Genomic DNA, 14,659 nt, shown 5'->3' with positions numbered 1-14,659 from the left:
ATTAAAATAAATTAAAATCCGTTAGTGCACTTAGACTGCTGGAAGATACCAACTTGGTATACTTTACCAGCACACCTCTGATGTAACGGGGTGGAAGTGGCTGGCAATTGGCACGACGATGGGCTAGTTTTTCGTCAGATATATGTAAATGTAGTGAACGAGCATGGGCATCAATGGTGATGGTATCGCCTTCTTTAACAAGAGCGATCGCCGCGCCCCCAACTGCTGCTTCTGGCGCAACGTGATCTACACTTGAGGGATACCACCCACTTTGTGTAAATCTGTAGCTAGATATCGACCACTAGGTTTGAAATCGCACAAAAGCGGTTTATATTGAATCAGCGATGACTTCCCGTGAAACCAAGGAATATTTCATCCCTTCAGTTCCCATAGAAACGCCATCGCTGATAGTAATTGTGCCGAACATTTGTGGCATTGCCTTGGCATTTTTGACGCCAATTTCTGCTATGGAGTGCTAATTTGTTGATCCCCATATTGCAGGGGGTAATAGTACTATAGCCATTGGCTATACCAACAATAGCTTTGGAGAAATCCTCATCTTAAAAACCAACGGCAAACGGCACGCAGCATTGATCACTTAGGCGTTAAGCGTAGCTCTGCCGTAGGCAATCGCTGCACTCCTTGCGTTACAACTTGGCTTCTTAAATTCTCTGAGATTTTGATAATTTCCTTGCGCCGTCATCTTTCTCTTGGCACATTTCCTTTGTAATTATCTCAACATAATCAGATACTTTAGAGCTGATGTTCACGCGTTTATCGAAATATGATAGCTACCGTAGCTAATTATTGATTTTACCATCTGGCATAATCGCACCCTGCAACAGAGTACCCATCATGTGTGCCCCGTACAGATTAGCTCCCTCTAGATTTGCAGCGGTGAAATCTGCATCTATCAAGTCTGCCATTTTCAAGACTGCTCCATCAAGGATAGCTCCTGTGAGCTTTGCTTCATGAAGATTTGCTCCACTCAGATTGGCTTCAGTGAGGTTAGCCCCCGTAAGGTTAGCTCTCACTAAAGATGCTTCTGTCAAGTCAACCCCAACCAAATTAGCTTTACTCAAATCAACTTCACTTAAAGAAGCTCCTTTTAAACTTGCTCCGCTGAGATTGACTCCATTTAGGTAACCACCTATCAGGTTTATACCTTTGAAATTTCTTTCTCCTGTCTGATAGCGTTTCAACAAATCATCAACGCTCATTGCACGATTTAACAATACTTCTTGCATGCAGTGTGCCTCAAAGAACAGACTAAGTTGAGTGAATTGTGTGATCAAGTCGAGTTGTGAAAAATTCTCTCATTAATAGATAAAATATCATGATGATAATCCAAACTAAGTCATTGGTAAACAACTCACAAATAATAGTTTGTTAGGGCGTAAACACTACCACCAATTAAAGTTGTATATTAGACAATTTGTGTTCATTATTGTTTGTCAAGTTTTTTGACTTAATGAGTGTAGTTCTCTTACACTTCATATATAATTCCAACCACGACGCAGTTAACTTGATTCTTCACAGAGGAAGCTAGATGTGATATGGCAGTCTTAAATCATAAGCCCTACGTGTACGCTACAAGGGACGTGAAAATCTCTCTTTATTCTTCTGGTGGTGCGTACTCTGCGCCTGGTGCAGTTCAGTGAAAAAGTAATTTTCACAAATCAGAGAAGCAAACATAAGCGGCGATTTATAAACATTCCCATGCTGCTTGAAAAAAGTCTCGCTCACATAACATGGCATAACGATAAGTTGACTCTACCAAAGTCGTGCGACTCGCATACGAATCAACCAAATCTTCTAATTGTTGCGTTAATGGTTGAAAATCTGCGCCGCTATAAGTACGAATCCAATCCGCATATTGATGATTGGGAATGTTATCACCAGCTAATTGTTTTCCTAAAAAAGCATATAAACCCATACAGGGAGACATCGCTGCAGCAGTTAAACCTACATCAGCACTCCAAGCAGTAGCTAACAGAAAGTCGGTATAGCGACGGGTAGTCACTCCAGGTTCTACAGAATGTAAACTGACTCCCCACTTTGCTGCATAACCCTCATGAAGTTTCAGTTCTTGTAAAACTCCATCAGCCAAGGAGTGAAATGTCGTAAAGACTGAGAAATCTGGTGCTTTAGCTGCAGCTATGCTGTAAGCACGAGCAAAGGCTTCTAAGAAAAAAGCATCTTGTCCGACATAATAGGCAAATTTTTTCTGCTCAAGAGTACCATCAGCGATACCTTGGACAAAGGGATGTTCAAGACAAGCCTGGGCTATGTCGTGATTTGCTTGCCATAGTTCTTTAGAAATACTCATGAGTCATAAGTTATGAGTTGTCATTCAAACAGTGAGCAGTCAACAGGGAACGCTTAACAGTAATAACTGATAGCTGATACTGCGGGTACTTGATCAAATACTACTATCCACTGACTACTAATCACTAAAATGGCAAAAACTGGAGTAGTAGAGAGCCAACACTTCCTACAAAATCAATGAAATCAGGTTTGGCAGGTTTTACCTTAGTTTCGTAAGGTGTTTGCAGTTCTTTGATAAAAGCTTGTGCTGTTTGTATTCCACTGCTATTGTTTTGGGATCTAAACAGTTTTTCAGCAACTTGAGCGTCTTGAAATGCACCTTGTCGATCAAGTATTTGGTAACGAGCAACACCACGAGCTAGATAAGCACCTGCATAATCAGGGTTCATGACAATAGCCTGATTGAAATAATCAATTGCTTGCTGTTGATTGCCTTTTTGTGCTTCGGTAACACCCCAAGCATAAAATTTCTCATGTGTAGCAATTTGCGATGGTATGCCGATTGCTCCTTGGAAATTAATCCCATTAAGATTCACACCATCTAATTGAGCGTTAACTAAATAGGCATGTCGCAAATCAGCATTCTGCAAATTTGCCCCACTAAGATTGGCTCCCGTGAGGTTAGCACCAAATAAACCAACACCACTCAAGTTTGCACCCCTCAAGTTAGCACCACTCAAGTTAACGCGGCTGAGATTCGCACCTGCAAGATTGGCTTTAGTTAAATCCGCTCCTGATAAATCAGCCATCACCAAACCAGCCCCGGCTAAATCACAGTTTTGACACTGTTTGCTTGCTAGTAACTGTCTGACATGTTCCAGATTTGCTGCTAGAACTGCCTGATTTAAGCCGATAAGCGTTAAAAATACGCTGGTGGCTAAAATTCGGCTTTTCATTATTGGCGTCACAATGTCTTTGCCTGAAGGCTCAGTGTTTCCATAGACATATCTTTTTATATTTTTTTATTTTCCTAGTCATATCACTGTTGCTATGGCGTATAATTCTTGTTATCGACGTAAAGTAACAGTGAAAGCTGAGAAATCAGAATTTGTCCTGTTTGTGGCTGTACGGGCTGAAGAAAACCAGTTCAGTTCTGTAAACAAACTTAAGGCAAATGTCAGAGTAACAGCTAGTAAAAGTTTTTCTCGCATAAGTTATTCCTCACAACTGCCAAGTAAGAAATCAGTACTTGTAGTCTAAATACAAGAATGATTTGTCTTCCCTCCCAAACTAAGAGATAAACAAATTTGGGGAAAGTGATAAGTATCAATTATTTAAGTGATGCTCGTCACTTACATAGTATCATGTACGTGAGTCGCTTACCTAGAGCCAACTCCCTAAGGCATAATTGTGTTGCTCAGGTTTACACCTTCTAGAAGAGTTCCTCTCAAAAGAGCTCCCTCTAGGTTAGTATGATCAAGATTGGCACCCCTCAAGTCGGCGCGACTGAGATTAGCACTGCTCAGATTCGCATTTTCAAGAATTGCACCACTGAGATTAGCACTGCTCAAATTCACACCACTCAAATTAGCATTTGCAAGATTTGCACCACTCAAGGTAGCTCCACTCAAGTCAACACCACTCAAGGTAGTGTTTGCAAGATTCGCACCACCTAAGTTAGCATTACGTAGCTTCATGGTGCGTAAGTCCTTTCCTTGCCAATCAACACCACCTAGGTTTTTTCCTAGTTCGTTTGGCTGTTCTTGAATTGCTACGACTGGTGTGTCTTGTGGTGATGAAACCAATGTGTCTTCTGGAGGCGGAGTTAATGTATCGACAGGTGCTTGTGTAATGTCTTCTTCTGTGCTTGCTGTTTGGTTAGGTACTGCTATTGGTCTTTCCACGCCTTTGAGCACTACGTAGATTCCAACTCCAGCTAAAAGAGTTGCTCCAGTCAGTATAGCCGAAAGAGTGAAAAGCAAACTTTGGCGTTGTTGGTGATACATTTGTGCTGGTTGAATTGTATAAATTTGGGCTTTTGCCTACTATTTATAGCAGTTCTTAATTGAGTAAAGTACCTATTTAAAATAACGATGTGCAACTACGATCGCTTATTTCACAAAATTGAAGAATTAGTCATGCATCATTCTCCCAGTGGTGCAGAAACAGAAATTAACCAATTCTTGATACAGCAATTTGCGGCACTAGGAGTGGAAGTATGGTGCGATCGCGCTGACAATATCATTGCTAAAATTCAAGGGCTAGATTCCACTAGACAGATTGCCATTACTGCTCACAAAGATGAAATAGGCGCAATTGTGAAAACAGTTGGCGAAAAAGGTCGAGTCGAAGTTCGCAGGCTAGGCGGCTCATTTCCGTGGGTTTATGGCGAAGGAGTGGTAGATTTACTGGGAGATAACGCAACACTCAGCGGTATTCTCAGTTTTGGTTCCCGTCACGTTTCCCACGAATCACCCCAAAAAGTTCAGCAGGAAGACACTCCTGTCAAATGGGAAAATGCCTGGATAGAGACAAAATGTACCACAACCGAATTGGAAGCAGCTGGTATTCGACCAGGTACCAGAATGGTTATTGGCAAGCATCGAAAACGTCCAACACGGTTAAACGACTACATAGCCAGTTACACCTTGGATAACAAAGCTTCAGTTGCTATTTTATTAGCACTTGCCGAAAAGGTAAAACAGCCACCAGTCGATGTGTATCTAGTCGCATCAGCAAAAGAAGAAGTGGGAGCAATTGGAGCACTTTTCTTTACTCAAAACCAGCGCTTAGATGCTTTGATTGCTTTGGAAATTTGTCCTCTCTCATCAGAATATCCCATTGAAGACGGGGAAAGCCCTGTGATACTTTCTCAAGATGGATATGGAATTTACGATGAAACGTTAAATGGACAACTGCGTCACTGCGCCAAGCAACTAGATATGTCAGTACAGCTAGCAACAATCAGTGGTTTTGGTAGTGATGCTTCTATTGCGATGAAATTTGGTCATGTTGCTCGCGCTGCGTGTTTGGCATTTCCGACACAGAACACCCACGGATACGAAATTGCGCATTTAGGAGCAATTGCTAACTGTGTTGAGTTGTTACAAGTCTTTTGTGAGACGGAATTTGAGTAATTATTCTTCTTCCCCTACTTCCCGATAAGTAACAATGTATTAACGTGATAAGCTTAACACCCACAATTCTTTACAATAAACCAGGTAGATTAATAACAAAGTGACAGCAAGCCAATGCCTAAAACAGTTGCCGACATCATGAGCCGTGATCCAATCGTCGTCCAACTAGAAACTCCTCTACAGGAAGCGATAAAAATCCTGGCAGAACGACGCATTAGTGGACTACCAGTTGTGAACGACGCTGGGAAGTTAGTCGGTATTATCTCAGAAACGGACTTAATGTGGCAACAAACTGGTGTAACCCCTCCGGCTTACATTATGTTTCTTGATAGCGTCATTTATTTGGAAAATCCTGGACATTACGAACGTGACTTGCACAAAGCACTTGGGCAAACTGTTGGCGAAGTCATGAGCAAAAACCCGATCACGATCACTCCTGACAAAACTGTCACAGAAGCTGCTAAACTCATGCACGATCGCAACGTCCACCGCCTACCAGTACTTGATAGCGAGAGCCAAGTTATTGGTATCCTCACTCGTGGTGACATCATTCGAGCAATGGCAGCGAGTCAAGATCAGTGAACACTAAACAGTGAACACTAAACAGTTATCAAGCCAAAATGAGCTGATGAGTGATAACTGATAACTATTTTTTGAAAACATTTTTGAAAATTAGGATAATTAAATGAGTATTACTCCTGAATCTGTCAAGCAACTGCTGGAATCTCAAGATTTAGGCGATCGCTTGCGAGCAGTCAACCAAATTCGTCAATTAGAGCCAAAGCTAGGTTTTGAGTTGGTTCAAAATGCTGTAAATGATAGCAATTCCCGTGTGCGGTACTCAGCTGTGAGTCAGTTGGATACGCTGGGTAAACAAGATTTAGATTTATCTCTAAACATATTGCGCGATCGCTTGCTCAATGATCCCGAAGCTGATGTTCAAGCAGCCGCAGCAGATTGTTTGGGTGCTCTTGGGCTGCGTGAGGCTTTTGACGATTTACAACAACTTTACCAAACCAGCAACGAGTGGATTGTACAATTTAGCATCATCGCTACACTCGGAGAGTTGAACGATCCAAGAAGTTTTGAGTTGCTAAAAACGGCACTTTCTTCAGAAAATGATTTAGTCAAAACTGCAGCCATTAGTTCTTTTGGCGAATTGGGAGACTTGCAGGCTATTCCCTTGTTGGCTCCCTATGCAACAGATCCAGATTGGCAAGTGCGTTATAGGCTGGTACAAGCCTTAAATCGTTTAGGCGGTACAGATGCAAAATCGATATTGGAAACTTTGGCGAATGATGAGGTAGAAGCTGTTGCAACTGAAGCCAAAAAATCTTTACCCGAAGCTTGAAGCATCTGTCTTTAGCATGACTCAGTGAACCGTATTGCTCCATACCATTAAAAATTTGTTCATACTGAGCTTTTTTCCTGTTTACAGTTTGATACATATACTTATAGCCTCTTAAGTTTCTAACTCAGGAGGCTAATTATCTTATTTTGTGTAATTGACATCTTGCACTCAATGAGGTAGAGCGAATATAATTCATTCTTACCTACCTGAAATGCCTTAAAAAAACAGGGTTTCACAGGACTTGAGCGCAATAGCTTATGTCCATATCAGTGTAGTTATGTAAAAATTTCTACATTTTGAAACAACCCGAATCTCAAACTAGGGAAAACTAAGGCAGTTTCTCCAAAAAAAAGGGTTCAAAAACCCATATTTTCCCGGAATCTGCCTCACCAGACTTGGGATCTATATCAGTTGGCTTAACAACAAGGTGTCACAACCGAAAAAATACCCATTAGGGTATGGGCAATTTGTCAAACTATTGTTATCGTTCGTAATACGGAGGTAAAAATATTTTGGACAAATAAAAATTTAGCTATATACCCTATTAGTTCAGCCGACGGCTATATCACCTTTACTTTTTCTTTTTAGGAGTTCATCATGAATCAACCAATCGAATTGAGCCTCGAACAGCAATTCAACATTCGCTCATTCGCCACTCAGGTGCAGCATATGAGCCATGACCAAGCTAAAGACTTTTTAGTTAAGCTCTATGAGCAGATGGTACTTCGGGAAGCGACTTATAAACAGCTTCTTAAGCACCAATGGGGAATAGACGAGGGATCGACCTGGGCCGCATAGAGTAGTAGCGCCGCCGTAGTAGGCGACCTCCTTCTCTAGCTAAGTTCCAAGGAGGAAATGAGCTGGGGATGCCGGGGCGTCAACTAAGAGGATCAACTACGATTAGAGATTTTACCAACGATCATTCATCTTTTGCAAGTGAGTTTCACTTTGTGACGTATATCGTTTGGCTTAACATTGGGCCACACTCGCTTTATGCATCTACGACACTCCGCTGCTACTAAATTGCAGGTTTGGAGGATAAATGCCATTGCACGTGTTTTCCATTAACTAGCGTTTAACTCGTCTAGCTCATGTAAACTCCAGTCATTAGTTTACTCTAAATTGCATTATTCATCCTCTTTGTATTTATATTTCTTATAACTTTGTTCATAATTGTATACATATTTTTTTAAAAAAAGTTTACAAAAGGATGGAACGATGGTGTATAAATCACATGGATGAGCAGTATATTCCTTTCAGCCGAAAAGGTCAAACGAGGAATCTGTATCCATTGCTTGTATCTTTGCCAAAATATGGGGTTTGATCTTTTCGTACTCAGTTTTAAGTAAAGTTTTACTAAATTGTGGTTCGGCAGAAGAAACCAGCTTGTTGCTCATCGTTACCCAGTGATGTAACCACAGGCGTTGTGTAGAAGCAATACTTGAGAGTAATACATCAACACAACGATTTGGTGTCTCGCGAGTAAAGAATAGTATCGGGTAGTAACCTGTTTGTCTGAGTAGGCGAGTGATTTTTTGCCCGAAAGTTGTCTTCAGATCAAGGTAGTATGTTAGCCATTTTGCACCATGCATAGTGTTGTAGATCAGGGTAATCCATAGCAGCATGGGGTGAGGAGAAGTTATAAAAAGAAATTGATTATAGCGTTTACAAACCAAACGCTTTTGAATTTCCAAATGCGGTAGCATCACCCACAAGGCGGGTAGTTCCTTACCATTCAAACCCAGAGGACTAGGAAAGACGATATCGGCGATCGGTTTATTCGAGGGCCAACAAGCTTGCTGTACAATTTCCTGTATCAATCCAGATGATAGCGTCACTGCTTGGCTGTTGTCGTCATACTGAGTTGAATTCAAAGATAGTAGGTGGGATGACGATGAGGAAGGAGCAAAAAAGCGAGGAAAGGATATTTTTTCAGACTCCCACACTCCCACACTCCCTAACTCTGTGAGTCTGTGAGTCTGTGTTCCTCCCCCATTTCTAAATGCTATTTCTGAACGCAACTTGGTATCAACATCTGTTTTGATTAAGACACAGACAGTTGGAGCTTGATCTATATTTGGCAAAGTTTCACTTGCGCGATCGCCCGAAAGGGGCCGCGCGAGAGGAGCATCGCCCTGTTCTAAAGATCGCAGAATCTGAAGAATTTCGTTTATACTTTGGGGACGTGAGCTTGGTGTCTTGGCTAAACAACTCATAACCAAATTTTTCACACTCTGTGGTAGTTGCAGATTGGGTGCAACTTCAGAGAATGATCGTGGTTGTTGATAGTGGTGTACTTTGTACCATGCTCCAAAAGAGTTGGTTGATGCGACTAGGGGAATTTTGCCTGTAAGCATCTCAAACATCATCACTCCCAAACTATAAATGTCAGCACGGTTATCTAATTCCTGACCATCTATCTGTTCGGGAGAAGAATAAGCAAGAGTGCCTAAATAGTAGTCAGTATAGCTGCTATCGGCATGTAGTAACTTGGCAATACCAAAATCTAGAACTTTGACTAATTCGCCGAAACTATGGTCTTGAATGACCACTATATTACTGGGCTTAATATCGCGGTGAATAATTGGACATATTTTGCCTTCTACAAAGATACCATTATGAGCGCACTGTAATCCCAAGCAAATTTGACGCACCAAATTCAAAAATCTTGGTAAACAGGGTGGTTGGTGGCGAATGATATTGCTCAGGCTGGTTCCTTGGAGGTATTCCATAACATAGAACGGAGTATTATTCTCGTCTACGCCATAGTCCATGACTCGGACAATGTGGATGCTTTTTTGTCCAAGAATGGCACAGGTTTTTGCCTCTTGCTCAAAGCGTTCTTGCACTCGCAGATTTTGATTTTGGGTCGATAGAGCTAGAAACTTCACAGCAACAGGTACGCCACCCAACAAAATGTCCTTAGCACGATAGACTCTACCCATTGCTCCAGTACCAATTATCTCCTGGAGTTCGTAGCGTTTGCCGAGTAAACGACCAATGTTGGGATCTGACATAAATCGATTCCAAAGTTTAATAGTAGAGAACCCAGCTTTGCTGACAACTTGTAAGTTAATAAAGACAAATTTACTAGTGTTTTCACAAAAAAATAAAGTATAAAAAAGTTAATCTATATTAAATTATACTCAAAAAAGACCAAAAAATCTACGTTATACGTGTAATAAATAGTGCGAACCAGGAGTGAGCTTAAGTAGAGAGAATTTCCAACCGCCTTGCCCTGGAGATGATACAGCTATACGGAAACGCAAACAGCGAATGTGTAGTCTATAACTAAATATCCTTTTTGTGTTAAAAGTGTCACACCATGCCAGTCATCACGATTCGGGAAGAAGAGAAAACCGACACCGGCTTTGAGGTAACTCTGAGATTTGAAGGTGAAGAATATTCACTTACAATCACTAACCCATTCACTTTTAAAGAATAAACAGAACTGGAGTGGTATTTTGAAGAGTGGTTGGAGTTTCCCTTTAGCGACACGATCATAGCCGAGAGGGCAGCCGCCAGTATTAAAAAGTATGGGGAAAATTTCTTTAACCAAATTTTTAGAGATAGAGATGCTTACAGTCAATATCAGCGGCTACGCAAAGGGCAAAATCCCCTACAGATAGAAATTGTCGGGAAAACTCCGGACTTTCAAGCACTGCACTGGGAACCTGGCTATCCGCGACCATTGGCGGTAGACTGTGTGATGGTGCGTAAGAGTGTTAAACGTGGGGCAAGGCAAGCGAACATTCCACAGTCACCCGTGATTAATTTGCTGGTGGTGACAGCACGACCAAATGAAGAACAAGATGTTGGTTATCGTACCATTTCGCGACCACTGATTGACGCAATTGAAAATAGCCAATTGGCGGTGAATGTGGAGTTACTGCGCCCAGGTACTTATGAAGCACTCGCAAGACATCTGGAAGAAAAAGGCGCGGGGTTTTATCACATCATCCACTTTGACACCCACGGTGCGCTGATGAAATATGAGGATATCCAAAAGGAAACCGCAAATCCTTATGCTTATCAGTTGAGATGGGGACGTAATGATTTGCAACCCTACGAGGGAGTGAAGGCGTTTGTGTTTTTGGAAGCAGAAACCAAAGGCGATGCCGATCGGGTGGAGGCGACGGAGTTGGCGAATCTGCTGACGGGTAAAGAAATTCCTGTGTGTCTTCTCAATGCTTGTCAGTCGGGGAAACAAATTAAACCTACCTTTGCAAGGGGGGAAGGGGGGGATCTCGACAATGAACAATCAAGATCCCCCCTTCAAAACGGGGGAACAGGAACAGAAGATTACAGAGAAACCAGTCTCGGAAGTCAGTTGATGGCTGCGGGGATGCAGATGGTAGTGGCGATGGGGTATACCGTCATGGTGGATGCTGCCAAGCTGATGATGCAGCAAGTGTATGCTCATCTATTTGATAATAAGGATATCAGCGAAGCGATACGGCTGGGAAGGCTGGAACTTTTTAATGACAAGAAGCGCAAAGCTTATTTCAACAAGCACATTGATTTGGAAGATTGGTTGCTACCTGTGGTTTACAGCAATCAAGCCGTCAAGTTGAACCTGCGACAGTTCACGCCACAAGAAGAAGAGGGATTTTGGCAAACTGAAGGTGAAAGATATCGCTTCACGTCGCCAGAATATGGATTTTTCGGGCGAGATTTGGAGATTCTCAAAATTGAAAAGTCATTGCTACGACACAATATCTTGTTGTTGCAGGGAATGGGGGGAACAGGTAAAAGCACTCTGCTAAGATATTTGCGCCAATGGTGGCAGAGGACGTGTTTTGCAAAAGATATCTTTTATTTTGGGTATGACGAGAAGGCGTGGAATTTAGAGCAAATTATCTGGGAGATTGGCAACAAAATTTATGATAGGTTTGACAACTTTCATCGGATGCTGCCAGAAGCGAAAAAGCAAAAGTTACTGAAAACACTCCGGGCTGAATCTTATATTTTGATTCTGGATAATTTGGAGTCGGTGACTGGGCAACCCCTGGCGATTCAAAATACTCTACCAGAAACAGAACGCAACCAAATCAAAGATTTTTTGACGCGCTTAGTAGGCGGTAAAACGCGGGTGATTCTGGGTTCCCGCAGTCGTGAAGATTGGTTGCAAGCAACGACTTTTAAAAACAATATTTATGAATTGCAAGGGCTAGACAAAGAAGCACGTTCTGACTTGGCACAGGCAATTCTCCAACGCCATGTTACTGAAAAACGTATTCCCGCTATTCGCCAAGACGAAGATTTTCAGAAGTTGATGCAACTGTTGGCGGGGTATCCATTGGCGATGGAAGTTGTGCTGGCGAATTTGAAAAATCAATCGCCCAAGGAGATTCTTTTGGCGTTGCAGTTTGCTGATGTGAAGTTGGATACGGGAAGTGAGGACAAGACGAAAAGTATTCTCAAATGTGTAGAATATTCCCACAGTAATCTTTCACCAGATGCGCAAAAGTTGCTGTTGTGTTTGGCTCCTTTTAGTGGGTTTATTTTCCGCCGCACTATTCCAAACTATATCAACAAATTACAAGCACTGGAACCATTCAAAGATTATCATTTTGAGAAATTTGATGAGGCGATTCAAGAAGCAATTAACTGGGGTTTGCTTTCCTCAGATTCAAATTTACCTGACTTGCTGACAATTCAACCTATATTCCCCTACTTTTTGAAAACTAAGTTAGAGACTCTTGATGAGAAAACTCGTGCCGCTTTGCAATCGGGATTTAAAAACCACTATCAAGATTTGGCAGATTCTTACAATGAGTTGATGGAATCCAAGGAAGTGCAAGAGCGGCCATTGGGTATATTCTTCTGTCAATTAGAGTATGAAAATCTCTACAATATGCTACAAATATGTTTAGATAACCAAGAAAGTATCAACATATATTTTTGTTTATACAAATACTTTGAGTTGATTAACGATAACCAAAGTAAGCTAAAGTTGGCAGAAATGGTTTGTCAACGTTTGGAAAAGTATCCACCTGCATTCATCAAGGGAGAATTAGGTTATCAGATACCATTTGCAATTGAGAGACTGGGCGCATGTCAACTGAAAACAAAGCAGTACCAGCAAGCAAGAAAGTCCTACGAAAAGACTTTGGAAATTAATGATGCACTTGGCAGTGAAGAAGAAAGACAAAAACAACTTTGGAAAGCTGTCACGTACCACAACTTGGGAATAGTTGCCCAAGAATTGCGAGAATTTGAAGAGGCAAGACGCAATTACCAACAAGCTTTGCAAATCAAAATCGATTTTGGCGATCGCTACGAGTGTGCAAGCACCTACCACCAGTTGGGAATCCTAGCCAAAGAATTGCGAGAATTTGATGAGGCAAGGCGCAATTATCAACAAGCTTTGCAAATCACTATCGATTTTGGCGATCGCTACTCTTGTGCTCGCACCTACCACCAGTTGGGAATAGTCGCTCAAGAATTGCGAGAATTTGAGGAGGCAAGGCGCAATTACCAACAAGCTTTGCAAATCACTATCGATTTTGGTGATCGCTACTCTTGTGCTCGCATCTACCACCAGTTGGGAAGGGTAGCCCAAGATTTGCGAGAATTTGATGAGGCAAGGCGCAATTACCAACAAGCTTTGCAAATCAAAATCGAATATGGCGATCGTTACGAGTGTGCAAACACCTACCACCAGTTGGGAAGGGTAGCCCAACAATTGCGAGAATTTGAAGAAGCAAGGCGCAATTACCAACAAGCTTTGCAAATCAAAATCGAATATGGCGATCGCTACTCTTGTGCAGGCACCTACCACCAGTTGGGAATGGTAGCCCAAGATTTGCGAGAATTTGAGGAGACAAGGCGCAATTACCAACAAGCTTTGCAAATCAATATCGATTTTGGCGATCGCTATAAGTGTGCTTACACTTACGCGCAATTAGGATTGCTTGCAGAAGCAGAGGAAAACTACGCGGAGGCGAGGGCTAATTTGCAGAAAGCTTTGGAGATATGTGTTGAGTATAAGGATGAATATATGGCAGAGGTAGGACGGCGGGATTTAGAGAGATTACCAGAGTAGTTAGAAATCAGGCTTGATGATGCGATTAGATTAATGACTTTCTCGTTCCCATGCTCGGCGTGGGAATGTAATTAGAGAGGCTCTGCCTCCACTCACACTAGTCAAAATTCAATAATTGTACTGATGTTTAATGAGGCAGAGCCTCATCCTAGGCATTCCCTGGTTGAACCAGGGAACGAGAAAACGAGAAACGCTATGCTTTGTGCTTTGCAGAGCGAAAAGCTATAAGGTGGTTCAGGATTAGTTTTTTGGTGGTTGGTTTCCCGAAGCATCAGCATCTGGTTCGGTATACTCACAAAAAATATCGATGCCGACATGGACAATGTACAACACAATAACAGTCGCAATAGTCGGATCGAGTGGCAATCCAGTCATGCCTAGCAAAGAAACAATCAACCCTGTGAGTAACGGCGCACTTGCTGGATTTCTTTTGTATTCCTGCACTTTGGTACGGAAACTATCATCAGCGCCGCAGAGTTCTTTGCGCAACCGCTTCAGTGTCACTTCCCGCAGAGATTTTTGATAGTCTCTCGTCGCACCGAATTTATCTAACAAAATCTCATCTAAATAAGAGTCAATGTCGCCGTTGTGTTGTTCGAGCTGAGTCAGCGCTGACTGGAAAGATGCATCGTTTGGCAAAACTTCGCGATATTGCTCGATTTCAGTGGTAGAGAGTTGAGTCATGCTGAACCTTGGTTGTTGAAGATTGTAGGGACAAACAAATATAGATTACATTGGCGGAGGTTGAGATTACGGAAAAAGTTAGCCAAACGGATATGCGCGTTGCATTAATGACTTACACCTCACCCTGCCCTGTCGGGCATCCCTCTCCTTATTAAGGAGAGGGAAAGATTT

The 14,659-nt window shown here is 42.1% G+C and carries 11 protein-coding genes and 3 pseudogenes; 6 read left to right on the top strand and 8 right to left on the bottom strand.

The window, feature by feature from the left end; all coding sequences use genetic code 11:
* Position 1: 1 nt before the first annotated feature.
* The 5 genes and pseudogenes from AC5590_RS22755 to AC5590_RS22735 form a co-directional block, all read right to left on the bottom strand.
* A pseudogene (locus tag AC5590_RS22755) lies at positions 2–253 on the bottom strand (dihydroxy-acid dehydratase); the annotation flags it as partial.
* A 78-nt stretch (positions 254–331) separates the two neighbouring features.
* Positions 332–678, bottom strand: a pseudogene (locus AC5590_RS22750) (dihydroxy-acid dehydratase domain-containing protein); the annotation flags it as partial.
* Positions 679–800: 122 nt separating this feature from the next.
* Positions 801–1,220, bottom strand: coding sequence for a pentapeptide repeat-containing protein (locus tag AC5590_RS22745; protein ID WP_169265697.1), 420 nt, complete (start codon positions 1,218–1,220; stop codon positions 801–803).
* Positions 1,221–1,705: 485 nt separating this feature from the next.
* Positions 1,706–2,329, bottom strand: a complete 624-nt coding sequence (locus AC5590_RS22740) for a TenA family protein (protein WP_169265675.1) — start codon at positions 2,327–2,329, stop codon at positions 1,706–1,708.
* A gap of 124 nt (positions 2,330–2,453) precedes the next feature.
* A complete protein-coding gene (locus AC5590_RS22735) occupies positions 2,454–3,224 on the bottom strand; it encodes a pentapeptide repeat-containing protein (RefSeq protein ID WP_169265674.1) in 771 nt (256 codons plus the stop codon).
* Between the two features lie 94 nt (positions 3,225–3,318).
* Between AC5590_RS22735 and AC5590_RS22730 the strand changes: the two genes are divergently transcribed.
* Positions 3,319–3,528 carry a hypothetical protein gene (locus tag AC5590_RS22730; protein WP_169265673.1) on the top strand — a complete coding sequence of 70 codons (210 nt, stop codon included), beginning with the start codon at positions 3,319–3,321 and terminating at the stop codon, positions 3,526–3,528.
* 137 nt (positions 3,529–3,665) lie between these two features.
* Here AC5590_RS22730 and AC5590_RS22725 read toward each other — a convergent pair whose 3' ends face one another.
* Positions 3,666–4,274, bottom strand: a complete 609-nt coding sequence (locus AC5590_RS22725) for a pentapeptide repeat-containing protein (protein WP_169265672.1) — start codon at positions 4,272–4,274, stop codon at positions 3,666–3,668.
* A gap of 87 nt (positions 4,275–4,361) precedes the next feature.
* Here AC5590_RS22725 and AC5590_RS22720 point away from each other — a divergent pair, with 87 nt between their 5' ends.
* The 4 genes from AC5590_RS22720 (at position 4,362) to AC5590_RS22705 (ending at position 7,554) form a co-directional block, all read left to right on the top strand.
* Positions 4,362–5,405, top strand: a complete 1,044-nt coding sequence (locus AC5590_RS22720) for a M42 family metallopeptidase (RefSeq protein WP_169265671.1) — start codon at positions 4,362–4,364, stop codon at positions 5,403–5,405.
* 114 nt (positions 5,406–5,519) lie between these two features.
* Positions 5,520–5,987, top strand: a complete 468-nt coding sequence (locus AC5590_RS22715; RefSeq protein ID WP_169265670.1) for a CBS domain-containing protein — start codon at positions 5,520–5,522, stop codon at positions 5,985–5,987.
* A 103-nt stretch (positions 5,988–6,090) separates the two neighbouring features.
* Positions 6,091–6,756: a phycobilisome degradation protein NblB gene (gene nblB / locus AC5590_RS22710; RefSeq protein WP_169265669.1), complete on the top strand. Its 666-nt coding sequence runs from the start codon at positions 6,091–6,093 to the stop codon at positions 6,754–6,756.
* A 597-nt stretch (positions 6,757–7,353) separates the two neighbouring features.
* Positions 7,354–7,554: an NblA/ycf18 family protein gene (locus AC5590_RS22705; RefSeq protein WP_169265668.1), complete on the top strand. Its 201-nt coding sequence runs from the start codon at positions 7,354–7,356 to the stop codon at positions 7,552–7,554.
* A 458-nt stretch (positions 7,555–8,012) separates the two neighbouring features.
* Here AC5590_RS22705 and AC5590_RS22700 read toward each other — a convergent pair whose 3' ends face one another.
* Positions 8,013–9,773: a serine/threonine-protein kinase gene (locus AC5590_RS22700; RefSeq protein ID WP_248277252.1), complete on the bottom strand. Its 1,761-nt coding sequence runs from the start codon at positions 9,771–9,773 to the stop codon at positions 8,013–8,015.
* A gap of 308 nt (positions 9,774–10,081) precedes the next feature.
* Here AC5590_RS22700 and AC5590_RS22695 point away from each other — a divergent pair.
* Positions 10,082–13,804, top strand: a pseudogene (locus AC5590_RS22695) (tetratricopeptide repeat protein).
* 240 nt (positions 13,805–14,044) lie between these two features.
* Here AC5590_RS22695 and AC5590_RS22690 read toward each other — a convergent pair.
* Positions 14,045–14,488 carry a hypothetical protein gene (locus AC5590_RS22690; RefSeq protein WP_169265667.1) on the bottom strand — a complete coding sequence of 148 codons (444 nt, stop codon included), beginning with the start codon at positions 14,486–14,488 and terminating at the stop codon, positions 14,045–14,047.
* Between the last annotated feature and the right edge of the window lie 171 nt (positions 14,489–14,659).

This window comes from Brasilonema octagenarum UFV-OR1 (assembly GCF_963888615.1).
In the GTDB taxonomy this organism is placed as follows: domain Bacteria; phylum Cyanobacteriota; class Cyanobacteriia; order Cyanobacteriales; family Nostocaceae; genus Brasilonema; species Brasilonema sennae.
This window is presented reverse-complemented; position numbering and strand designations above follow the sequence as displayed.